The organism is Blautia sp. MCC283 (genome assembly GCF_018785565.1).
GTDB lineage: Bacteria > Bacillota > Clostridia > Lachnospirales > Lachnospiraceae > Blautia_A.
In genome coordinates this window covers 21,693-42,155 of the sequence record NZ_WQQB01000066.1, presented here as the reverse complement: position 1 = coordinate 42,155, position 20,463 = coordinate 21,693, and the positions used below count along the sequence as shown (strand labels likewise).

Annotated in this window: 29 protein-coding genes; 6 read left to right on the top strand and 23 right to left on the bottom strand. The window is 39.3% G+C overall.

From position 1 onward, the window contains the following. Nucleotides 1–22 precede the first annotated feature (22 nt). From GPK81_RS15240 to GPK81_RS15140, 21 genes are all read right to left on the bottom strand, one after another. Entirely contained in the window at nucleotides 23–1,456 is a 1,434-nt protein-coding gene (locus GPK81_RS15240) for a hypothetical protein (RefSeq protein WP_021738885.1), read from the bottom strand. A gap of 412 nt (nucleotides 1,457–1,868) precedes the next feature. Further along, a complete protein-coding gene (locus GPK81_RS15235) occupies nucleotides 1,869–2,171 on the bottom strand; it encodes a hypothetical protein (RefSeq protein ID WP_021738887.1) in 303 nt (100 codons plus the stop codon). A gap of 37 nt (nucleotides 2,172–2,208) precedes the next feature. Next, on the bottom strand, nucleotides 2,209–2,487 hold the full coding sequence (locus GPK81_RS15230) for a hypothetical protein (protein WP_044963260.1): 279 nt from the start codon (nucleotides 2,485–2,487) through the stop codon (nucleotides 2,209–2,211). 15 nt (nucleotides 2,488–2,502) lie between these two features. Next, on the bottom strand, nucleotides 2,503–2,682 hold the full coding sequence (locus tag GPK81_RS15225) for a hypothetical protein (RefSeq protein ID WP_021738889.1): 180 nt from the start codon (nucleotides 2,680–2,682) through the stop codon (nucleotides 2,503–2,505). Between the two features lie 9 nt (nucleotides 2,683–2,691). Continuing rightward, a complete protein-coding gene (locus tag GPK81_RS15220; RefSeq protein WP_021738890.1) occupies nucleotides 2,692–3,075 on the bottom strand; it encodes a TnpV protein in 384 nt (127 codons plus the stop codon). After that, the gene (locus tag GPK81_RS15215; RefSeq protein WP_021738891.1) at nucleotides 3,072–4,955 is read right to left on the bottom strand and encodes a recombinase family protein; all 1,884 of its coding nucleotides are present in this window, start codon (nucleotides 4,953–4,955) and stop codon (nucleotides 3,072–3,074) included. Before GPK81_RS15215 ends, GPK81_RS15220 begins: the two co-directional genes overlap by 4 nt. 271 nt (nucleotides 4,956–5,226) lie before the next feature. Beyond that, a complete protein-coding gene (locus GPK81_RS15210) occupies nucleotides 5,227–6,480 on the bottom strand; it encodes a type IV secretory system conjugative DNA transfer family protein (protein ID WP_334300545.1) in 1,254 nt (417 codons plus the stop codon). Further along, complete coding sequence (locus GPK81_RS15205) at nucleotides 6,477–6,968, bottom strand: PcfB family protein (protein WP_012744313.1); 492 nt, start codon at nucleotides 6,966–6,968, stop codon at nucleotides 6,477–6,479. The genes GPK81_RS15210 and GPK81_RS15205 overlap by 4 nt, the downstream gene beginning before the upstream one ends. Before the next feature lie 83 nt (nucleotides 6,969–7,051). Next, on the bottom strand, nucleotides 7,052–7,846 hold the full coding sequence (locus GPK81_RS15200) for an ATP-binding protein (RefSeq protein WP_012744314.1): 795 nt from the start codon (nucleotides 7,844–7,846) through the stop codon (nucleotides 7,052–7,054). Continuing rightward, nucleotides 7,846–8,664 carry a replication initiator protein A gene (locus GPK81_RS15195; RefSeq protein ID WP_012744315.1) on the bottom strand — a complete coding sequence of 273 codons (819 nt, stop codon included), beginning with the start codon at nucleotides 8,662–8,664 and terminating at the stop codon, nucleotides 7,846–7,848. Before GPK81_RS15195 ends, GPK81_RS15200 begins: the two co-directional genes overlap by 1 nt. 10 nt (nucleotides 8,665–8,674) lie before the next feature. Further along, the gene (locus GPK81_RS15190; protein ID WP_215653169.1) at nucleotides 8,675–9,556 is read right to left on the bottom strand and encodes a replication initiator protein A; all 882 of its coding nucleotides are present in this window, start codon (nucleotides 9,554–9,556) and stop codon (nucleotides 8,675–8,677) included. Beyond that, a complete protein-coding gene (locus tag GPK81_RS15185; protein ID WP_129794754.1) occupies nucleotides 9,549–9,941 on the bottom strand; it encodes a hypothetical protein in 393 nt (130 codons plus the stop codon). The genes GPK81_RS15190 and GPK81_RS15185 overlap by 8 nt, the downstream gene beginning before the upstream one ends. 13 nt (nucleotides 9,942–9,954) lie before the next feature. Beyond that, nucleotides 9,955–10,353, bottom strand: a complete 399-nt coding sequence (locus GPK81_RS15180) for a single-stranded DNA-binding protein (RefSeq protein ID WP_005344165.1) — start codon at nucleotides 10,351–10,353, stop codon at nucleotides 9,955–9,957. A 13-nt stretch (nucleotides 10,354–10,366) separates the two neighbouring features. Next, entirely contained in the window at nucleotides 10,367–10,765 is a 399-nt protein-coding gene (locus tag GPK81_RS15175) for a hypothetical protein (RefSeq protein ID WP_129794753.1), read from the bottom strand. A gap of 128 nt (nucleotides 10,766–10,893) precedes the next feature. Then, on the bottom strand, nucleotides 10,894–11,205 hold the full coding sequence (locus GPK81_RS15170; protein WP_012744320.1) for a DUF6050 family protein: 312 nt from the start codon (nucleotides 11,203–11,205) through the stop codon (nucleotides 10,894–10,896). 35 nt (nucleotides 11,206–11,240) lie between these two features. Then, nucleotides 11,241–12,137 (bottom strand): ParB/RepB/Spo0J family partition protein, encoded by an 897-nt coding sequence (locus GPK81_RS15165; protein ID WP_012744321.1) that lies wholly within the window; start codon nucleotides 12,135–12,137, stop codon nucleotides 11,241–11,243. Then, nucleotides 12,127–12,912, bottom strand: a complete 786-nt coding sequence (locus GPK81_RS15160) for a ParA family protein (RefSeq protein ID WP_008703831.1) — start codon at nucleotides 12,910–12,912, stop codon at nucleotides 12,127–12,129. Before GPK81_RS15160 ends, GPK81_RS15165 begins: the two co-directional genes overlap by 11 nt. Nucleotides 12,913–13,169: 257 nt before the next feature. Next, entirely contained in the window at nucleotides 13,170–14,243 is a 1,074-nt protein-coding gene (locus GPK81_RS15155; RefSeq protein WP_138344409.1) for an integrase DNA-binding domain-containing protein, read from the bottom strand. A 104-nt stretch (nucleotides 14,244–14,347) separates the two neighbouring features. After that, complete coding sequence (locus GPK81_RS15150; RefSeq protein ID WP_021650362.1) at nucleotides 14,348–14,569, bottom strand: excisionase; 222 nt, start codon at nucleotides 14,567–14,569, stop codon at nucleotides 14,348–14,350. 424 nt (nucleotides 14,570–14,993) lie between these two features. Then, a complete protein-coding gene (locus GPK81_RS15145) occupies nucleotides 14,994–15,266 on the bottom strand; it encodes a helix-turn-helix domain-containing protein (RefSeq protein WP_015541278.1) in 273 nt (90 codons plus the stop codon). Beyond that, the gene (locus tag GPK81_RS15140) at nucleotides 15,253–15,690 is read right to left on the bottom strand and encodes an RNA polymerase sigma factor (RefSeq protein ID WP_005426505.1); all 438 of its coding nucleotides are present in this window, start codon (nucleotides 15,688–15,690) and stop codon (nucleotides 15,253–15,255) included. Before GPK81_RS15140 ends, GPK81_RS15145 begins: the two co-directional genes overlap by 14 nt. A gap of 504 nt (nucleotides 15,691–16,194) precedes the next feature. On the opposite strand from GPK81_RS15140, the gene GPK81_RS15135 reads away from it, so the two are divergent. Then, nucleotides 16,195–16,554 (top strand): helix-turn-helix domain-containing protein, encoded by a 360-nt coding sequence (locus GPK81_RS15135; protein ID WP_015524620.1) that lies wholly within the window; start codon nucleotides 16,195–16,197, stop codon nucleotides 16,552–16,554. Nucleotides 16,555–16,617: 63 nt separating this feature from the next. Here GPK81_RS15135 and GPK81_RS15130 read toward each other — a convergent pair whose 3' ends face one another. Next, nucleotides 16,618–16,953, bottom strand: a complete 336-nt coding sequence (locus GPK81_RS15130) for a hypothetical protein (RefSeq protein ID WP_005426510.1) — start codon at nucleotides 16,951–16,953, stop codon at nucleotides 16,618–16,620. A 171-nt stretch (nucleotides 16,954–17,124) separates the two neighbouring features. On the opposite strand from GPK81_RS15130, the gene GPK81_RS15125 reads away from it, so the two are divergent. From GPK81_RS15125 to GPK81_RS15115, 3 genes are all read left to right on the top strand, one after another. Then, a complete protein-coding gene (locus GPK81_RS15125; RefSeq protein ID WP_015541275.1) occupies nucleotides 17,125–17,388 on the top strand; it encodes a helix-turn-helix domain-containing protein in 264 nt (87 codons plus the stop codon). Nucleotides 17,389–17,482: 94 nt separating this feature from the next. Further along, on the top strand, nucleotides 17,483–17,656 hold the full coding sequence (locus tag GPK81_RS15120) for a hypothetical protein (protein ID WP_005426514.1): 174 nt from the start codon (nucleotides 17,483–17,485) through the stop codon (nucleotides 17,654–17,656). Beyond that, nucleotides 17,643–17,981, top strand: a complete 339-nt coding sequence (locus GPK81_RS15115; protein ID WP_019162149.1) for a type II toxin-antitoxin system RelE/ParE family toxin — start codon at nucleotides 17,643–17,645, stop codon at nucleotides 17,979–17,981. The genes GPK81_RS15120 and GPK81_RS15115 overlap by 14 nt, the downstream gene beginning before the upstream one ends. A 47-nt stretch (nucleotides 17,982–18,028) precedes the next feature. On the opposite strand, the gene GPK81_RS15110 is transcribed toward GPK81_RS15115, so the two are convergent. Then, nucleotides 18,029–18,388 (bottom strand): MmcQ/YjbR family DNA-binding protein, encoded by a 360-nt coding sequence (locus GPK81_RS15110; RefSeq protein ID WP_019162150.1) that lies wholly within the window; start codon nucleotides 18,386–18,388, stop codon nucleotides 18,029–18,031. Nucleotides 18,389–18,788: 400 nt separating this feature from the next. Here GPK81_RS15110 and GPK81_RS15105 point away from each other — a divergent pair, with 400 nt between their 5' ends. Then, nucleotides 18,789–19,130, top strand: a complete 342-nt coding sequence (locus GPK81_RS15105; protein ID WP_005426517.1) for a plasmid mobilization protein — start codon at nucleotides 18,789–18,791, stop codon at nucleotides 19,128–19,130. Beyond that, entirely contained in the window at nucleotides 19,079–20,458 is a 1,380-nt protein-coding gene (locus GPK81_RS15100) for a relaxase/mobilization nuclease domain-containing protein (protein ID WP_138344407.1), read from the top strand. The genes GPK81_RS15105 and GPK81_RS15100 overlap by 52 nt, the downstream gene beginning before the upstream one ends. Nucleotides 20,459–20,463: the final 5 nt, after the last annotated feature.

The window sequence follows — 20,463 nt, the reverse complement described above, 5'->3', positions numbered from 1 at the left end:
TTACGGAATCAACAAAATGCCCTTATAGTTCCAGATCACTGGAATGTGATCTTCCTTTATTCAGTTGTTTTCTCTCTGCCTCTTCTCTTTGAATCTTTGCTACGTTCAATGCAAGTTTTTCTCTGATTGACGGCTTCACTTCTTTTTTGATTTCTTCTACAACGGCTTTTTTCTTCTCTGGCTGTTTTAACTGACGGACAACCCTCACAACAGCTTTTTCCATCGCATATTCGATTTTTTTAATCAGACCGTCCAGCCTGTTTATCGCATATTCCTTTTCTTTTCGTGATGCCTTACGTTCCGGACTCTGAATCCATCTCTTAGAATCTTCCGCAAGACGAATGTCATCTTTTCTGGTAGCCCGCATTGTTTCCTCTGCGACTTTATCCACAGCCTTGTCATAGGCTTCACTGGATACTTCGTCAAGCAAGGTTTCCACATCTTCAATACGGAGGGTAAGCTGTTGCAGTTCCTCTCTCTGTTCTTCAATCAGCTCGCCCTGACTTAGAATCCGGTCAGAATTGGAAATGAAATTTTCTTTAAATTCTTTTTCCTGCTGTTCTATTTTTTCTTTCTGTGACTGGATAACCTTTTCATTTGCCCTGACATGGTTTGACTGCCTTGCAAGTTCCAGATGATTCGCATTGACCTTATCCCTCTGCTGATTGAGCATTTCCTGCTGAACCGCAATCTCTTCTTTCTGCTTCATTCGGATATAGTCCTGTTTCTCCAGATACTGCCTTCCTCCATAGGACGGTTCTTCGTCAATTTCCAGTCCATGACGTTTACAGATATCCAGGAACATTGTCCGGCAGGCAGAATCAAAAACAACCTTACGGTTATTTGTCTTTGATCTTTTCTTTTCCGGATTCGGAAGTTCAAAGCCAAGTTCTTCCAGTGCCGCTTCCTGTTTCGGTTCAATCTCCCCATACCGGTTCGTAGCATCGAATACATGACGCTCATGAATATGCGGAGTCGCTTCGTCCATGTGCAGTGACCAGTCAATGATATGCACATTAGAACCAAACCGCTCATCGAACTCTTTCTTGAATTCATCAAAAACCAAAACCAGCGTTTCCACAGAAGCGTGTTCATCTATCGTCCCAAGCTGATAGATACTTTCTTCCGGACAGGTCTTTTTATTTTTCAGAACATCTTCCACCCCTTTACATCTGTCGGGGTGTCTTGCTTTCTCATGACGTTTATTCTGGTTAATCACATAATCGCTGTAATGATCCACATAGTATGCCATCTCAATCTGGTTAAAAGAAAAATTATCCTCTTTTCCCCGGTCTGCCATTGTGGTATATCCCTGATAGCAGTCCCAGTAAATATTCTGACGGACACGTTCATTGTCAATATGCTCACTGTGTTCCGGGTCAAATCTCCGGTCATTGTGAAGCGGATTGTAAACACCGTCTTTCCCAGATCTGCCGTTATGCCTTGTGCCTTTCAATTCACATCTCTCCTTTTTTCAAGTTGTTTCCCCGGAGGGGATTGCAGCGAAGCTTCCAAAAGTCTCTGTCCCCGTTACAGACAGTACCCAGTACCATATGGCGAAACGCCATATCACTGGGCAATGGCTGCCGCCCTTAACCTGCTAAGGGCTTTGCCCCTTAACCCCAGCAAGATGCTGCCGCTCTTTGCAATCTGGGCACAAAGGACTTCCAGCCCTCTGTACTCCCAGCAGACAAAACGTAACTCCTGCCGCTGTCCCTTCAGCAGGATCTCCGTTCCGTCTGTTTTTCAAAAATCCTCTGCATCGGATTTTGTGAAAATATAAAAATGGGTAAAACAAAGGGCACTAACTTTTTACGGTTAATGCCCTTTCCTTTACTCATTCACTTTTCAGATAATTCCTGTATGTATCATTCTGATAATTGCTTCAGAACCATTTTAACATTCTTCCTAAGTTTCATTCCGTCCCTCAGTCCCAACCGGTAGAAAAATTCTTCTGTCTCTGCTCCACTGTTAAATATCTGGTCGCAATATTTTGTAATGGCCTCTTCCTGTTTCTGTGGAAGTGTGGCAATCACTTTTTTATATTCTTCCTCAACTTCATCTGGTTCTGTCACAGACGGCTGGCTCAGTTTCCAGTCTGCATACTCTTTTCCCATATGCTCCGTTATGGTCAGGTTGATAAATTCTTCAATCTCTTTTGTAATCTTCATTTAAGAATCCTATTCCTTTCTCCAGTGGTCTACTTCATCAATCTGATTTTGATTGTTTCCAGCCACACCACTGCCCAGCCAGAAAGCACAGCAGGATATAAAGTATAAAACCTGCCACAAGCATCCTGACCGCTTCTGTGCCTGTCTCCTGTCCGAATCCATACCCTAAAACTGCTGTAATGCAGATGATCCCCGACAGGATATGAAATACCGTTGCCGACAGCCATGTGAAGAACATAACCACCAGTTGTATCATTGTCAGGCATATACGCACTGGCAGTAATACGATTTTCACAATAATTCTTACAACAACCATGACTGTCCACCCCTTTCACTGTTTCAGATAACTACGATAGCTGTCTATCACAGAATCTGTCACACCGCTTTTGTAAATCTTTCGGATATCAACGATTTTTTCATCTTTCAAAAGTTTCAGCCAGTCCAGTAAATCTTTTCTGCTGTTTGCAAAATTACAACATCTTCCGTCTGCATATTCAATCCAGTATCTCATAAGTCCCTCCTACACATACACCAGTTCATTTAAAATAATTTCATCTACCCGGCTTCTTGCATTGTTTGCCCGGCGAACCCATTCCATCTGATCTCTGCTTTTCAATTCTTCCGTAATGCCTTCCTGCTCCATAATCTGTTCCATGAGGAAATCCCTGCGTTCCAAACACTGCTCATTCAGATCTGCGAGATACGTCCAGAGCTTACCACTCAATGTCAGATAGGAATACAAGCCACTCTTGTAATCTTTCAGATAGTTTCTGTGAAGACTTCCATAAAAACCAATCTCTCTTTTCTCTTCGGGTACTGCGATCAGTGGCAGATAGATTTCCCCGACAAGGATATAATCCAGACCATTACTGTTATCGTGAATGATTCTTTCTAATTTGCTCATGCTGATGCAACTCCTTTCTTCGGTTCTGCTGGGGGAAGCAGTGATAGCGGAATGAACACACCTTTTGCAATATCTTCCTGCCGGATCTCTTCTTTTTTTGCATCCAGTTCGGCTTTCTTTTTTGCCTTTGTCCGTTCATAGTATTCCTGCTGCTTTCCATTTGCTTTTCTTCTCAGGTAATTCTGGTGAAGCCTGTCTTTTCTGGCTTCCCGTTTTTCCATTTCTTCAATTTCTTCCGGTGTCATTTTCACCTCACCGAAATGTGGCGGTAAATATCTGCCGATGAAGTTAAAATAGATTTCCACTTCCTGTGTCGTCTCAACGCTTCCTTTCCGGTCACGCTCATGCACCACAATCTTTTCTACAAATTCATTCAGCATGTAAGTGGTCAATTCCTCAAAATTTTGGTATTTATCAACCAGAGCAATAAACTTCTCCGCTGATCTGCGACCTTCTTCATAGCCTGATAATTCAGCTTCCATATCTGCAATTTCTGCCGACAAATCTTTCTGTTCTTTAGAATACTGTCCATCAAGAATCGCATAGCGTTCATCTGGCAGCTTGCCAAGAATATTGTCCTCATAAATTCTGCAGATCAGTTTTTCCAGTTCCTGCACACGCTTTTTTGCCTCTGCCAATCTGCTTTTCAATCTTGTGATCTCACTGGACTGCTGTGAAGTCTGTGCCTTTTTTACTGTCTCCAAAAATTCTTCACGATTCAACTGTGAATACTCCGCAACAGCCTTTAAAAGTTCCTTAATCAGCTCCATAACCACATCAGCATTAATTCTGTGCTGTGTCTGGCAGAGTGTTCCAACCGGAACTTTAGAATATGCAGAACAAGTATATTGTGGTACTCGCTTGCCATTATTTACTCGATGGACATACATTTTGGAACCACAGTCTGCACAATACATCAGACCTGTCAAGGGGTGGGCTTCTCCCCATCCATCTGGATATCTTCTCACATTGCTTCGGATTCTCTGTACATTGTCAAAAGTTTCCTGATCTATAATGGCTTCCTGCGTGTTCTCAAACACCGTCCAATTATCTTCAGATACGTAATGGCTTTTCTTATCCTTGAAATGTTTTCTGGTCTTGAAGTTCACTGTATGACCAAGATACTCTCTTTTCTTCAGAATGCCTGCAACAGTAGAAGAGCCCCAGCCATAAGGATCTTTGATTTCTTCTACTCTGCCTTTCCATAATCCGGCATCTTTCTTTGCCATATGAACCGCTGGTATCTCAACCTTATCCTCTTTCAGTGCCTTGGCAATCTGATATGGTCCGTACCCATCCATTGTCATGTGAAAGATTCTCCGTACAACTACAGCTGCTTCTTCATCAACAATCCATACATTCGGGTCATCCTTGTCTTTCAGATACCCATATGGTGTTGTACTTGCCACATGCTTGCCGGATTTTCCTTTCGCCTTGAAAGTGGATTTTATCTTTTTACTGGTATCCCTTGCATACCATTCATTCATGATATTTCGGAATGGAGTAAAATCATCGTCCTCCCGGAAGCTGTCTACATTCTCGTTGACTGCAATCAGGCGGACATTCTTCTGTCGCAGCAATTCCATATATTGTCCGACTTTCAGATAATCTCTTCCCATTCGGCTCATATCTTTAATCAGAATCGTTCCGACTTTCCCCGACTCTACTTCTTTCATCATGGCAAGAAAGCCTGGGCGATCAAATCTTGTACCGGAGATACCATCATCAGTAAAATGAACAAGATTGGTAAATCCATGTTCTTTTGCATATTGTTCCAGCAGTTTCTTCTGGTTTGAAATACTGTTGGATTCCCCGTTTAATTCATCATCACGACTAAGACGTTCATACAACGCTGTCATGAATCCCTGTTTCTCTGTCATAGTCAGATGTCCTCCTTCCTTTGTTTATTAATTGCCTGTTCTCATCCCATATCCGTTCCTGTACCGGGTTCTGATGTTTCCGGGACGTATTAACCAAAAAAGACACGCTGAATGCCTATTCAGTTCTGGTATCACTACGGGCAGGCTGTTTCGTTTTCAAGGTTCGTGTAAGAAGTAAAAAAGATTCTTACACTAAACGAAATGCTCAGAGGTCTTTTTACAGCCCCCTTACTGCATCTTTTTTGATTTCGTGTCATCTTTTTAAAGTTCCTTACACAATCTCTGTACTGACGAAACAAAATACGGACATGTTTTGAAATTGTTTTTTACAAAATACAATTTTGTTCTTTAAGGTAAAAAAATAAGCCTCAAGAGACTTTTTAATCATTTTGGAGCTCCAACTCTTTAAATTTGATTGATTAAGAAGTCTCTTCAAACTTACTACACCAGCCGCCATTTTGTATTTTTTATACTGTCTGACCGCAAAGTGCTGCGGATCTCTTTCTTCCAGTTCCTGGAACATCATATCTACCGGGTTCTGGTAAGTTTCATCCTCTTCACGGGTTTCACTTTCATTCAGAAGATCCAGAAGAGTATTCAGATTCTTCTCCTCTTCATCACCCTCATACCAGATGAAGGCAATCAGTGCTGTGTACAGCAGTTTCTCCGCTTTCACCCAGAAATCCTCGGAAGATTTTTCTCCCTCCCCTTTGGTGTTTGCAATAATTGTCGTCACCAGTTTCAGGATATCTTTTTCAGACCGTATATAAGCAAATGGATTGTAATGAAGAGACTTAGAAAAGTTGATCGTATTCAAAACCTTAATCACATAAGGCTCATATACCACTTTCCCGGATTTATCTTTGATGACATTTCCATCTTTATCCCTCTTCGGCGGTCCCTTTGCTAACATCTTCCCGCACTCCTCGATCAGAGTGCCTTTGGGATCTGTAATGACCATGGAACAGTTCATCTGCATGACCGATGGTTTTACGAAAAAACGTGTCTTACCGGAACCACTGCCGCCGATAACTACAATATTTTTATTTCTTGCATATTTCGGTTGCTTCGGTCTGCTCTCCATCGTCAGTGCTTCTGTTGCTGTCAATGGAATGTTCATCCACGGATTTTCCGACATATAAGGTTTGATATCCTCAGCGTTTCCCCATCTGGCTGAACCATACTCGATTCCTTTTCGGAGTTTCTTTGCATCTGACTGTTTCTGCCAAACCAGCACTTTCAAAACGACTGCAACCGTAATCCCTGCCAGCAGATCTTTCCAGTTATTGCTTAACACAAAACCAGCAAAAATCCGATCTGCGTGTTCCATAGCATATAAGAGTTTGTTCCCCATATCTTCTCCCGGACTATTCCGGTAAAGAAAAAATGCCCGGTCTGCATAGAACGCAGCCAGAGCATATGGGAGATTGGTAAGAACCAGTTTCTTTTTATCCAGGGCGGACAGCCTGACCCCGATCTTATTCTTCCACTTCTGCATCAGAGGTTTGCCGATCTGTTTCTTCATCGACTCTGCTCCTGATGCCGGTTCTTTACTTTGTCCTTCGTCTTCTTTGGCATCATTGCCCGGTAAGCTGCCAGACGCTTGTGAATCGAAGGTTTATTCGCTTTTTGAATCTGTTTCTGGGAAAACTCACGGAAAGCAGCATTGAGGGCATCCTGATCACGTCCTTTGAAAAATACCAGATAAACTGGCGGCTCTTTGCTCTTGTCCTTTTTCAGAGCATAGTTAATTCCATATTTTCTGGCATAGCGTTCAAAGGACTTGATATTTTTGTTCGTGATCTCGATATTGACCATCCCGGCATTCTGCTTTGCCAGCTCTTTTACCGTGACCTTTCCCTGTTTCGGCTGATTTTTCTGTGCTTTCTTCTCTACCGATTTCTGCTTATGATGCCGCAGATACGCAGCAAGAACCTTTCTCAACAGGTCTGCTGTGATTTTGGTAGTCCGAATACAGAACGTGACCGTTTTCTGAGTTACCTCTTCCTGCATGACTTTTCCCTCCTTTCAGCGATTTAACTGCTGTCCAGATCTGTAATCATGGCAATCACCCCCTTTCAATAAAAAAGGACAGATTAACCGGTAATCAGGCTCTGTACCTGTACGAGTTTTTCTGTCCCTTCTTCTTTTCTCTTATCTTCTCCACCACAATAGATGGGAACACACATTTCAAGTATTCTGCTATAAATACGCTGATGGGCAGTATCTAAATCTGTGGATTTCATTTCATTCAGTCCCAGATTCGTTGTTACGATCAGCGGAAGCATTTTACAATAGCGGCTGTCTATCACATTATAGACCTGCTCCAAAGCAAACTCGGAATTTCGTTCTATTCCCAAGTCATCAATAATCAGCAACGGATAATCCACAAGATTTTGTATAATCTGGTTCTTATCTGCCTGATAGCTGGTCATTTCATTTAGGATCCTGGAAAAATTTGTCATCATGACACGTTCTCCCTGTTCCAAAAGTGCATTTGCAATACAGCCTGCAAAGAAACTTTTCCCGGTTCCAACTGGTCCCATCAAAAGCAATCCTACATTTTTTCTCTTCATATCTGTCCAGTTTTCTACATACTGCCTGGCAATTAGTATCTTCTGGTTGCTTCCGTTGTCATTTTCAAATTTCCATTCCCAGAATCTTCTTTCCCGAAGTCCGACGGATTTTCTCTGATAAAGCAGTCGCTGTGCTTCTTCCCGCTGCATCTTTTCATCCAGTTCCTGTCTGGCTTTCACCTCGCATTCGCACAAACAAGACACTACATGCTCAAATCCCATCAGACTGACTTTCATCTGTTTTCTTTTTCCACAGATGCCACAATGAAGACATCCCTCTTCGTCCACATAATCTGCTGTTACTTTATTTTCCATCACAGGCTTTCTCCTTCCTGAAATTCATATTTATCCATTCCTATCCTGGTTCCATCCCTTTCTGCCCAAAGACAGATTGTTGCAAAATGGTTCTGATATTCTTTTCCACTGGATTTCATATAAACAGAAAGATGATCAATCCGTTTCTGGTAATCCCATGGAAATAGCGTCATCAGCTCCTGCAGTTCAGCTTCCGACAGAACAACATTTTTAAATCTACCATACTGACTGAATTTTTCTTCCAAAGCGGGAGTATTGCCCTTACTCTTATCAGTATGATTCTTTTCAGTCTTATTTATCTTAGTATTACTTCCATCCAGATTCTTGCAGTCCGGACTTCTATTTTTTTGCGTTCCGGACTTCCAGTTTCTTGCAATCCGGATTTCCAATTCCTTGCAGTCTGGATTTCCAGTTTCTGGCGTTCCAGAAGCAAAGTATCTTACTGGCTTTCCTCTGCTCCGTTTCACAAAATTTTTCACGTATATGACAGAAGGACGATTATTCCCCTGCCGATACCGTTCGATCAATCCAATCCCATGCACACTGTCAAGCTCATAAAGAAGCTTTGTCACTGTCGTATGCGACATTCGCAACAGTTCCTGCAATTCTGCGATCGTATAAATGATATAGACATAACCATCATTGTCAATCCATCCATTTTTCTTGGATAGGCTGATTCGATCAAGCAGAATTCCATAAAGGAGCTTTGCGTCTGTGGACAGGCTTGCAAACTCTTTTTCTGTGAACAGAGCTTTGGGGATCCGAAAAAAAGAAAACTGGTCAGATTCTTCTGCTCTGAAATATTCAAAATCTGCCATAGCTTATTTCCTATTCTTCCTCACTATTAAAATCACACCCTGCTGCACTGCCTGTTCCATGACACATCTCATTAAACACAAAGTTGAAGCACATCATTAACTCGCTCAGATAATAATTCCTTGCTTCTTTATTGCAGGCATACATATCCTCGATATAAACCTCCTCGTTTCCATTCATTCGTGCGATTGTTTCCAGAACTTTCATAAACTTCTTATTAGAACAGCACTCATACTGTTCATTTACATATTTCTGAATTTCCAGCACATGTTCAGGCTTTCCTTCACAAACAGATAACACGCCAAATGCCAGATCCATACCAAACTCATAGCCATCGGCTTCTACGGCATCAATATCAAGATTACCTTCTTCATCGTAATAGCCTCGCTCTTCCATAGGAGTCAGTGGTGTCTCATATTCATCCAGATATCCCATATCTGCAATTGTTCCCAGAATATCTCTGGATGCTGCCACCATCTTGTCCATGATAATTTCTCTTTCTTCCATCTGCATATTTGCCATAATTCTGTCTAATGTCATCATTGATTCTTCCTCCATCTCATTTTCATAAATATCATTGATATAAAAGTGGTTCGCCTTTCCATCGTTTTGAACAATACGCACCAGCTTTCCAATCTTAACAAGTTCCTGTACTGCCTGATCTACGCCATATCGAGTCGTATTCAGATCTTTCTTCATTTCGCTTTTTGGATAGATAACAAACAGATCTCCATTATGATCTACCCAGCCATTCTGCACCGCAAATTTCAAACGATCCAGAAATAAGCTGTATAAAATTTTTGCTGTATTTGATAGATTTTTGAATTCTTCCACCTGGAACAGCATCTTTGGCACCTGCAAACAATCTACCGGCATATACTCCATCTTACTCATTGATTATTTCCTCCTTCTTTTTGTACAGCACTTCGGCTGAATTAATATTGATTTCCAGCATCCCTACAAATACCTGATAGTACAGCAGGCATATCTGTTCATCCTCTCTTGCCAGATACAATCCTTCCAGTTCATCGGACGGATGTTTCATTCCATATACCGCCTGACAGATATCATGGATTTTCTCACATTCCACACTTCTAAGATGCATCTCCAAAGTGTGATTAAATCTCTGCCAGTCCTCCAGTTTCTGGTTTACTGACATCATGCACTGGAACAGTTCCGCTGCTTCACATGCTGCTGACAGCACTACATTTTTGTTATTGATACTTCCATCGGCATTTTTCATATGCCCTACCATATACGCCTGATCTACTGAAACCATCTTTTATCCTCCTCTATCTAAACGGCATTTCCTCTTCCATGCCCTCTGGGATCTCTAAGAACCCTTCCGCATCTTCTGGAAACGGTGGTCTGTCAACCATTTTTGCACCTGCGAATTCAATCCGGTTTGCATACACTTCAGTGGTATAGATCTTTTTCCCAGTATCCTTATCTTCATAATTACCTGTGACAATCTCGCCTTCCACCATGACCTTCGTTCCCTGCATCAGATAATCTCTGGCAAATTCTGCTTTCTTTGCAAAAGCCTTTACCGGAATAAAACTGACTTCATCGGAATAATTTCTTCTGACTGCCAGAACAAACTTGGCAATCTTATGAAGTCCTTTTTCATTCTCCACTTCATTGTATCCGGGATTTCTTACCAATCGCCCGGAAATAACTGTTGTATTCATTGGCTTAACCCTCCTATGCTTTCATTGATTTGTAACAGATACCGATACATGGTCCACATTTTCCATAGGCACATCCGTAACATTCATCTTTTTCCAACTCTTCCTGCTTCATTTCATCGGCAAACATTCCTAACAGCGTTGTGTAAATCTTTTTCATTGCCAAGAACTTCTCTTCTGCTTTTTCCATCTTCTCTTTGTAATATGGAATCAGTTCACGAAGAACTGGATGGAAACGTTCATTTTCATCATCCCAGGCACAGGTTTTCATCATACAGCGTGGCTGTTTCTCATAATTGCCCAGATAATACGGGCAGAACGTACAGCCTCTTTCCTTAACAATTTCCACCGGAATCACTGGCATCTGACTTTTGATTTCTTTTGTTACATGCTTACTTTCAATTCGTTCTCTCATCTTAAAAATCCTCCAAGTATATATATTTGCAAAAGGGATTTCCCCTGAATTGCCTGATTTTGGGTACAAAAAAAAGAGGCAAGCTTACGATTTTATTTTCGCAAGCCTGCCTCTTATCAAATATTCAATTATTTTCCGATGATATATCGTAAGAAAACGTATACCGCACGGATTACATACACTGGAATCATGATACTTCCAATCAAAGCTCCAATGATGACACTTAATGCAGCCATCCCAAGTGTTGCTGTTATATCCATTCCTTTTGGAATCAGGACCAGCCGCATTTTATGTATTCCAAATGGAAGTCCGGAAAGAAATATCCACCAGAATAAGTCTGTCTGTCCACTGACTTTCATGATGGTGGATACCATCCAGAACCAGAATAGCATAAATGCCAGTGGCAGTATTGATTTTTTAATTACATCTTCTATCATCATCTTTTCATTCCTTCTGTCCAACTTCGCATATCATATTATTGTTTTTCTGCCCATGATGCCAGGAGCATAAATATCACTTCTTCCATCTGAGCTTTAGAATATGACTCAGGAAAATACTGTTTCAGCTTTTTCGCCGGAATCTGTACCTGTACTTTCTCAGTACTTTCATTCATACAGATCTGGTCAATCTCTGAATATGTCAACATCTGCTCTTTTGCAATCTGCTTCAATTCCTTTGCCTGCTTCATAGACGGTACCATATTGTGATTACTCATATACTGAAGCAATATCTGTTGTTCTTCACTTCTCAAATATGAAACTTCAACAGCTGTATTAAAGGGAAGCTTCTTCTCGTCTGCCAGTTCTAAAAGTTCTGCGATTAACTCTGTCAGATGAATATATCGAAGAATCTGTCTGGAACTATCTCCTGTATTCTGACTGACTTCTTCTGCCGCCAACTTCTTGCCAACTTGGCAAGAAGTTAAATCAGACCGTTTTCCCTGACGCTTTAACGCCTCATATTTCATTTTATAAGCGAATGCCTTTTCACTGATCAGCAGCTCTTCTCGTTGAATGTTGGAATCTACCATGATCACCGTCGCTTCATCATCTGTAAGATCTTTGATGATAACAGGCATTTTCTCTAATCCCGCAAGTTCACATGCTCGTTTTCGCCTATGACCAGCTACCAGCTCATAACCACCGGACTCTCTCAATCGCACAATACCAGGAACCAACACGCCATATTGTGTAATGCTTTCTGATAATTCTTCCATTTTCTTATCATCTTTTACTTGAAACGGGTGATTTGGAAATGGATGAAGGCTTCCTATTTCTATCTCACAAATTCCATTGTTTGTTTCTTCGTTTGTTCCAAATAACGCATCAAGTGGCTGTAAGGAAATGGGAGTTGCTCTTTTTTTAGATGGCATCTTTCAGCACCTCCTCCGTCACTCTCCGATAAGCTTCTGTAGCTTTGCCTTTCGGATCATAAGAGAAAATACTCTGTCCTTCTCTGACTGCTTCCTTCATTCTTACAGAAAATGGAATATAATTATCAAAGATATGAATTTGACTTCCATATACATTTCTGAGAAGTTCCATGTTATTTCTGGCATCATTCGTATGAGCATCGACCATCGTAAACAAAATACCTCCGACTTGCAGCTTCGGATTAATCTGCTTACGGACCTTACCGATTGTTTTTAACAACTGCTGCAATCCTTTGATTGGCAGGTAGGATGCTTCAACTGGAATGAGGACTTCATCTGATGCAGCCAGCGCATTAATCGTAATCATTCCCAATGATGGCATACAATCAATGATGACTACATCATATTGATCTTTGATACCATATAAAATCTGTTTCAATACATATTCTCTACTCATTGCATTTACCAACTGTACTTCCGTACCTGCCAGTCCAATGTTAGAACAGATAATGTCTATCCCCTCTGCCTGATGTCTGATAAAACATTCGGAAGGAATATCTTCATCTTTCATTACAGCATCCATAAGAGCAGTAAGTGTTTCATTACTGTCATCACAATCACGATATCCAAATCCTGCGGATACATCAGACTGTGGATCGGCATCTACAATCAACACTTTCATATTCTTTTGTGCTAATCCTACTGCTAAATTAGCTGTACATGCGGATTTTCCCGTTCCCCCTTTTTGGTTTACAATAGAAATAATTCTAGCCATTTTTCATCACCTTTCATCGTCATCAATCAAAAAGAGGACTGAATTAGACATCCGGAATCTATATTCCGTGCGAGCTAATTCAGTCCTATAATTACAATAATTCTGTTGTTTTTACTCTTGTCTTACACAAATCCATTTCCAGTCTGAATCTGTAATAATTCATATTCTGGAATGACAGCGCTGCTTTATTTTTCCCTTTTCAGGAAATTAAAAATAAGGACTAAATTAGTGCAACCCCTTGTATTTACTGGAGTTTTCTAACTTGTCCTTATTATAACTCGACCATGAGGCGTGATCTTTGGCATTTGTTCCTCATGAGTACGATTATACTTTCCTAACGCCCACTGAAAATGTTTTTCCCAATGAAGTGCTACTTCAGGCATATCTTTTTTATCCAGAAATAAGAATCGACTATATCCATCTATAATCGGCTCAACCCTTACTTTTTTACGGTTTTTCACAATCTGTTCAAAACATTCATAAACTTCATCTGTCATCGGTAACATTCGTGTTCCACTTGAAGTTTTGGTATCTTCAATGACGTACTGCATTCCTCTGGTTCTCTGAAGCTGATGATTCACATTGATTTTTCTCTCCTGAAGATCAATATCTTTCACTGTCAATCCACAAAACTCAGAAATACGAAGTCCAGTCTTAAACAAAATAAACATTCCATTATAGTATTTTGAGTAATGGTCATCATTTCGGATAAACTCCAGAAATAACTCTTCCTGTTCTTTTGTAATTGCCTGTCTTGTAACACTGTCATTTACGACAACTGTACATAATTGAAATTCAAAAGGATTCTTGCGCAGTAAATCATCTTCAACTGCCATCTGAAATGCAGGTCTTACAATTCCACGCACACTGTGAATGGAACTGTATCCTCTTCCATCTGCTTGCAGCTTAATAAACCATGCTTTTGCATCCGACAATTTTATTTTATCTATTCTTCTGGTTCCGAATTCTTCATTTTTTATTATATTGATCACAAAATCATAGTTCGCCTGAGTATTATGACGAACCCCCTTTTTTTGTCCAATATATTTTTGAACCAAATCCAAAACTGTTAAATTTCCTCCGTAAGGTACTATACCATCATGTAAATCTCTTTGGATATTTTTTTCTTTTTCCCTTAGAGCTAAGCATGGTCTGCATCCAGTTGGCAGAGAATCTGTTGGCTCTAATTTCCAACTATACAAAAACTTCTGCTTTCCATAACAATCTGTATATACAAACGCATATCTTCCATCTTTTCTCTGACTTTCTCCGTTTCGTAAAATTCGACCTTTTTTATCTCGTCGTTTTTGGTCACGTTTTGTTTTACCCAAACGTCTTCGCCCCTTTCTACGAAGAAGCCCTAGCACGATATAGGTATTATATCATACCAGGGCTAACATTTCCACTTTAAAGTGCTAAATTGTTCGTATATTTTTTACAAAGACGTAGTCTGATCCAGAAAGGCCTCAAATTTCTTACGGTTAATCAATGACTTACACCCCACCTGGACTGTAAAGCAACATTCTGAATTTAGATGTTCCGAAATAAGCATCCTTATTTTCTTTTCACCTATTCCGAAATATTGCACTGCTTCATCCACCGTAAGCATATATTTTTCCCAAATTGGAATCTTACCTTTTTCAATTTTAATCGCCACTCTTCTCTCCTCCTTTTCTCTTTGGACAAAACATTTTTATCTGCCCATGACAATTTACAATTTTATACACTGTCATCGGCAGATAAAATTACAATACAGGTGGCAGTTCAGTACTCTGCCCACATCGGTTTTGCACCGTCATTAAATATGACCAGATTTTTTCTGGAAGTATCATTATCACAGATATGCTTCGTCGCCCTGTGCAGCTGCTACACATTTTGTCAAATTCTTCTCGCTCCATACCTTTACTTCAATGTTATATTTCAGCATTTCCTCGTATTTACTCCATTAACAGAGCAGATATATCATGGCGGATTTACCTAGTGGCTCTACATATCTTCACGTCCTGTATGTAAAACAATATACAATTTTCAAGGTACAAAAATTCCTGAAGGGGAAAAGGAATCTATATTAAATACTCCCTTTACTGATTACTTTTCCTTACATATGATTTCGTATCAAATCCCAAGGTCTTAGTAATCAGTTTTGCTTCCAGGCGTTGACGCAGAGTTTCATCTACACAGTAATGCACCTGTCCAAATTCGTCAAACATTTTTCTGGTAGCCAAAACTGTTATGTACCCTTCATAATGCTTCAACACTGCCTGGATTGCCTCAGTATCACCAGTTGATGCTGCCTCAATAACATGGAATGGCAGCAAATCAAATGCGCATTTCTGTTTTTTACTTTTTTTCATTTGCAGATTCCTCCATATTTTTTCTCATCAGTTCCAGTGATCGTCTACGATGCTCATTAATTGTGCTGCGTACAAGATTCATTTCTCTGGCAATGTCTGCATCACTCATATCCATAAAATATGATAATAACACAACATTCCTTTTCTTTTCAGTAAGTGTCTGCAGTGCTTCAGCAATCAATGCATCTTTGACTTCTATGTCGTAACCCAGGACCTGAAAACGATGTGTTTCCATTTCATGCTCATCCATTATAAAAAGTCTGCTCAACTCCTTTTCTGATAATTCTGACAACATCACTTCATACTTCTGGCGATATGCCATATGCTTTTCATAATTAATAACTTCACTTTTCAATGCCAGCTTGCACAGAGAATCAAACTGATGTCTGACTGTCTGCTCATCTTGAAAAGAGGATTGCTCCATAAGAGTTCACCTCCTTCCCCGCCGGTAGGCAATAAGCAAAGTTCTTGCTTCCCCTTCACACATATCCCAAACGGATGAGTGCATTTGTCGGGGTGTGGGAAGAAATTTTTAAAAAATTTCTTAATAAATACGAGAAAATTGTTTTTCCTGTATTTTGAGGTATATAAAAAACGTCCTAATGGGTAGTTTTTAGCCCATCGGACGCTATTTATATCAAAAGATAATATTTTGCCATCATTTTTTGTGGCATATAATTCACTTTTTGAGGTAAAGAAATTTATTTGCTTTTTTGAACTATTTATCTATTTCATCCGTCACGTAATGACGGATATGATACCAGACAATAAAATTCTTAATCTTTCCTATACCTCCGGATCTGTTTTACTGAAATTCAGAATTTTATATGTCTTTTAAAAAGTGAAATATCACCCTCTTTTTTAGTGAAATGTTAGTTCATTTTCTTTCAAGAAAGGGAACTATACACTAAACATGGAGGTGTATCATATGCCAAAACAAACAGATAAAGAACTGGGATTGTTTTTTAAGAACGCCCGACACGAGCAAAAATTGACTTATGAAGAATTAGCTGAAAAAGCAGAAATGTCCAGCCGATATTTAAAGGAAATTGAAAATGGGGGCCGAGTTCCGAGTTTTCATAAAATCAGAAAACTGGTACGCGCTTTAAATGTTCCTCCTGAACCATTGTTTTATCCAAACAATCATACAGATAATCTTGATTATCAACGCCTGCTCATGTACCTGTCAAAATGCAACGATGAGCAAATTACCGCTATCCTTGCCATCGTAGAAGCATACCTGCGCACATACAAAATTCCTACAGACCACGATAAACAAGATCCCTGAAATTCATTTGAATTCTATCTGAATTATTCTGAAGAAGCGGTATGGTTTCCCATACCGCCACTCTTAACGTGCATATTTTTCTATCATTCTCTTAACATTCGTGGATTTCTTTATTGCCCCTATATTAATAAGAAACTCAACTACATCCATCATTCCCTGGTAATAAGCCCGCTGCTCCTCTTCATAATGGAAATGTTCTAACTGATCCAGATATTTATTCCAGAAATTCTGCTCACGCTCTGGGATTTTTTCCAGATGTAGTGGCAGCTTCTTTTGTATTTGTTTCAAATTCTTCTCTGCTTCTTTCCATTCTTCCGGCTGTACTGTATATTCTCTTTCTCCGGAGTCACAGCGCAATTCCTCAAATAAATTCGATACTGCTTCATAAAATTCATTCATCTTCTTTCCACCTCTCATTAGAATTATTTCTCATTACAGGCAGCATTATCATTTTCTTATTTCAAAAATCAAATAAACTTTCCAAAAACTTCATCTTTAGAAGTATAGTAACAATATTTTTCCTTAAAATCAATAATAATACTTCATCTTTAGAAACTTTTGAGGATCAGAATGATTATTTATTGGGATAAAAAAACGAACAGTAAAAACAGAATAGGACAACGGGTAAAAGAATTACGAAAGGCTCATAATCTTACTCAGAAAACACTCGCTGCCAAATTACAACTTGCAGGATATGATTTTAATGATCTGGCAATCCTGCGAATTGAACAAGGCACACGTTTCGTTCCCGACTACGAAGTTGTCGCACTGGCCGAAGTATTTAATGTTTCCTGCGAATATCTTCTTGGTCTGACGGACGCTCCTGCAAAATAATTCAATTGTATTGCTGCCCATTCTATGCTAAACTATGGATAGATACTTCTGAACAACATACACTATTTATAAACCGTATGATTGGAGTGATTTCATGGAATTAACAAAAAAAGTCCCTACAACCGATAAAAACCAGGAAAACAATCATCTTCTCCGCATGTTAGACCGGGGAATTGATGATATGGAAGCTGGTCGTGAATTGCCACTGGAAGATGCTTTTCGCAAAATCACAGAATTAAGGGATGCACGAAGAAATGCAAGAATATAAAATTATTTTAACCTGGGAAGCAATTTACGATGTCACAGACATTGCAGATTATATTGAAGAAGAATTCGGCCAGCAACGTGCTGACCGTTTTCAATCTGATCTGAAAGAACAAATGCAGAATTTAGGCCAGTTCAGTACTGCCTTTCCCCGAACTCAAATTCTGTACAGAGGATATTCCATACATAAAAGATCTTTTCCGCCATCTATTATTTTTTATATTATAATGGAAGAAACAAAAGAGATTCATATTCTCCGAGTGTTGCGCCATGAACGAGATTGGGAAAATATCCTGTTGCAAAGATCAACTTATACATATCCAGAATGAATACCTGGGAGCCGATCAGAGATTTTTCTGAAAGGCTTCCTTTTTTATTACTTCCCACTGTCAATTAAATCATAACTCATATCCAGAAAATCCAGCGTCTTAGCTTCACTGACAGAATCATCCAAAAGAATCGTAATCCAGTGTTGCTTATTCATATGATACCCCGGTAAAAATCCATACGTTTGAATAATCATCCCAACCAGATCAGGATCACATTTTACATCCAGGATGTCAATGTTTCCATCTTCTTCTAATCCCAGTATTTTCTTTTCCACTACCATAATTATAGCATACCATTTTCCATTTTTATGTCGAAGCACCGCAGAATCAGGATCTTTTTTCCATAAATATTCCGGTTCAGTTCCATATTGCTCTTTTACATATTGAAAAATTTCTTCACGTTTCAAATTTATCCCTCACTTACGATTTCTTTCTCTGATTATACGCTATCAGGATTGTATTCTCAACCACTTCTCACAGTTCTATTTATGTTTTATAGCTTTTGCATAGCCTGCTTTGCAGGCTACACCCCAAAAGAAGCAAGCACTGCCAGTGTCATGACACCTGGCTCATTTTGTCAAATTCCCTTTCCGGTTCATTCTACCAAAATGTATCAGGGAGTATCCCTGGCCCTCTCATATTTTATAATTTCTTAATTTGACGCTTTCACCCAGTCCTGTTAAAATAACTTACAGATACATCTGTCCAAACCAACAAAAAACCAAGTACCATAACTGTCATAGCCGAACTGGTTAGACAGTTTTTTTGTACTCTTTTTTATAGAAAAAAACGAATTGGAGGATTTCAATGAGCAAACGTACCAGAATTCATCCCGTACAATTTTATTTGAATGATGACGAACAATACATTTTAGAAGAAAAATATCGTCTTTCCAGGATGAAAAGCAAATCTGCCTTTCTACGGAAAATGATCTTATATGGATTTGTATATGAAGTAGACTACTCTCATATCCGAAAAATGAATACCCTGCTGGGCAATATCAGCAGCAATTTGAATCAGATCACCCATCGTATAAACAGTACCAATACAGTTTACCCAAAGGACCTGGACGATATAAAGGAGTTAATGGAAAAAATATGGCAGTTACAAAAATCCATGGTATCAAAACAACCGTTGATAAAGCAATAGAATACATCTGCAATCCAGATAAAACTGACCAGAATCTATATATTTCTTCCTTTGCCTGCTCTCCCGAAACAGCCGTTCTTGACTTTAAATACACTTTGGATCATACACATGACTGCAGAGATCCGCACAATACAAATAAGGCATTTCATCTGATTCAGGCATTTTCCCCTGGTGAAGTTTCCTATGAAGAAGCCCATCAAATTGGCAAAGAATTTGCGGATCGCTTACTGGAGGGAAAATACTCCTATGTTCTGACAACACACACTGATAAAGGTCATGTACATAACCATTTAATTTTCTGTTCTGCAGATAACATCACTTTTTCTCATTACCATGACTGTAAAAAGAATTACTGGAAAATACGAAATCTCAGCGACACTTTATGCCAGGAACATAACCTGTCCACAATTATGCCAGATGGTAAAAAAGGAATGAAATACAATGAATGGGCTGCAAATAAATCTGAATCCAGTAAAAAAGCGCAGCTGCGAAAAGATATCAACCAGACAATCCGAATCGTTTCCACTTATTCAGAATTTCTTGCATTTATGGAAGCTAAAGGATATGAAATAAAAAACGCAGAATTTGGCGAAAACAGCAGAAAATACATTACCTTTCGTTCTCCCGATATGTCCCATCCAGTGCGTGGAAGTGCTAAATCTTTAGGAAAAAATTTTACTAAGGAACGTATCAAAGAACGCATTAATAATAAGCTCCACAGAACTACTGTTCCTTCTGTTCGTAATAAGTTAATAGACACCAACACTCCCAATATAGCAGGAAACATTGGACTTCAGAAATGGGCAAATAAGGAAAATTTAAAAATTGTCTCTGCTGAATATAACAAGATGTTCACACATAATCTACATAATTTTTCAGAACTTGAAGACCGCATAGCCTTGTTACATATGCAGCAAAAAGAGGTAAATACCTCTGTTGTTTCTCTCGAGTCTCAGATACGCCATCTTCGAGAAATGCTAAAATATGCCGAACAATATCAGAAAAATAAAATTTACGACGACCATTATAAAAGCTCCAAAGATCCAGATCGTTATTTCCGTAAATATGAATCTCAAATTATTCTTTTCGCGGGTGCTGAACATATTTTACAGGAAAATGGTATAAACCTGAAACATCTTAATTCCAATAAGTTGCAAGAGCAAATTGCAGATCTTATTTCCAGAAAGGAATCACTAAATACTCAATACGTTTCCTTTAAGCAAGAAATAAAAGAGTTGGAATTGATACATCAAAACCTGTCCAAATATCTCAAACAGGATGCTCCTGAAATACAAAGATCTTCTCATAACCAACTCCCTTCTTTGTAAAACCA

Coding starts and splice junctions, on each gene's coding strand:
- GPK81_RS15180 (WP_005344165.1), bottom strand. CDS start 10,353: ATGAATACAACAGTTATTTCCGGGCGATTGGTAAGAAATCCCGGATAC.
- GPK81_RS15130 (WP_005426510.1), bottom strand. CDS start 16,953: ATGAATGAATTTTATGAAGCAGTATCGAATTTATTTGAGGAATTGCGC.
- GPK81_RS15200 (WP_012744314.1), bottom strand. CDS start 7,846: ATGGAAAATAAAGTAACAGCAGATTATGTGGACGAAGAGGGATGTCTT.
- GPK81_RS15160 (WP_008703831.1), bottom strand. CDS start 12,912: ATGGCTAGAATTATTTCTATTGTAAACCAAAAAGGGGGAACGGGAAAA.
- GPK81_RS15115 (WP_019162149.1), top strand. CDS start 17,643: ATGCAAGAATATAAAATTATTTTAACCTGGGAAGCAATTTACGATGTC.
- GPK81_RS15175 (WP_129794753.1), bottom strand. CDS start 10,765: ATGAGAGAACGAATTGAAAGTAAGCATGTAACAAAAGAAATCAAAAGT.
- GPK81_RS15230 (WP_044963260.1), bottom strand. CDS start 2,487: ATGGTTGTTGTAAGAATTATTGTGAAAATCGTATTACTGCCAGTGCGT.
- GPK81_RS15205 (WP_012744313.1), bottom strand. CDS start 6,968: ATGCAGGAAGAGGTAACTCAGAAAACGGTCACGTTCTGTATTCGGACT.
- GPK81_RS15140 (WP_005426505.1), bottom strand. CDS start 15,690: ATGGAGCAATCCTCTTTTCAAGATGAGCAGACAGTCAGACATCAGTTT.
- GPK81_RS15225 (WP_021738889.1), bottom strand. CDS start 2,682: ATGAGATACTGGATTGAATATGCAGACGGAAGATGTTGTAATTTTGCA.
- GPK81_RS15120 (WP_005426514.1), top strand. CDS start 17,483: ATGGAATTAACAAAAAAAGTCCCTACAACCGATAAAAACCAGGAAAAC.
- GPK81_RS15170 (WP_012744320.1), bottom strand. CDS start 11,205: ATGATGATAGAAGATGTAATTAAAAAATCAATACTGCCACTGGCATTT.
- GPK81_RS15215 (WP_021738891.1), bottom strand. CDS start 4,955: ATGACAGAGAAACAGGGATTCATGACAGCGTTGTATGAACGTCTTAGT.
- GPK81_RS15100 (WP_138344407.1), top strand. CDS start 19,079: ATGGCAGTTACAAAAATCCATGGTATCAAAACAACCGTTGATAAAGCA.
- GPK81_RS15195 (WP_012744315.1), bottom strand. CDS start 8,664: ATGGCAGATTTTGAATATTTCAGAGCAGAAGAATCTGACCAGTTTTCT.
- GPK81_RS15220 (WP_021738890.1), bottom strand. CDS start 3,075: ATGAGCAAATTAGAAAGAATCATTCACGATAACAGTAATGGTCTGGAT.
- GPK81_RS15210 (WP_334300545.1), bottom strand. CDS start 6,480: ATGAAGAAACAGATCGGCAAACCTCTGATGCAGAAGTGGAAGAATAAG.
- GPK81_RS15185 (WP_129794754.1), bottom strand. CDS start 9,941: ATGGTTTCAGTAGATCAGGCGTATATGGTAGGGCATATGAAAAATGCC.
- GPK81_RS15105 (WP_005426517.1), top strand. CDS start 18,789: ATGAGCAAACGTACCAGAATTCATCCCGTACAATTTTATTTGAATGAT.
- GPK81_RS15190 (WP_215653169.1), bottom strand. CDS start 9,556: ATGAGTAAGATGGAGTATATGCCGGTAGATTGTTTGCAGGTGCCAAAG.
- GPK81_RS15165 (WP_012744321.1), bottom strand. CDS start 12,137: ATGCCATCTAAAAAAAGAGCAACTCCCATTTCCTTACAGCCACTTGAT.
- GPK81_RS15125 (WP_015541275.1), top strand. CDS start 17,125: ATGATTATTTATTGGGATAAAAAAACGAACAGTAAAAACAGAATAGGA.
- GPK81_RS15135 (WP_015524620.1), top strand. CDS start 16,195: ATGCCAAAACAAACAGATAAAGAACTGGGATTGTTTTTTAAGAACGCC.
- GPK81_RS15235 (WP_021738887.1), bottom strand. CDS start 2,171: ATGAAGATTACAAAAGAGATTGAAGAATTTATCAACCTGACCATAACG.
- GPK81_RS15145 (WP_015541278.1), bottom strand. CDS start 15,266: ATGAAAAAAAGTAAAAAACAGAAATGCGCATTTGATTTGCTGCCATTC.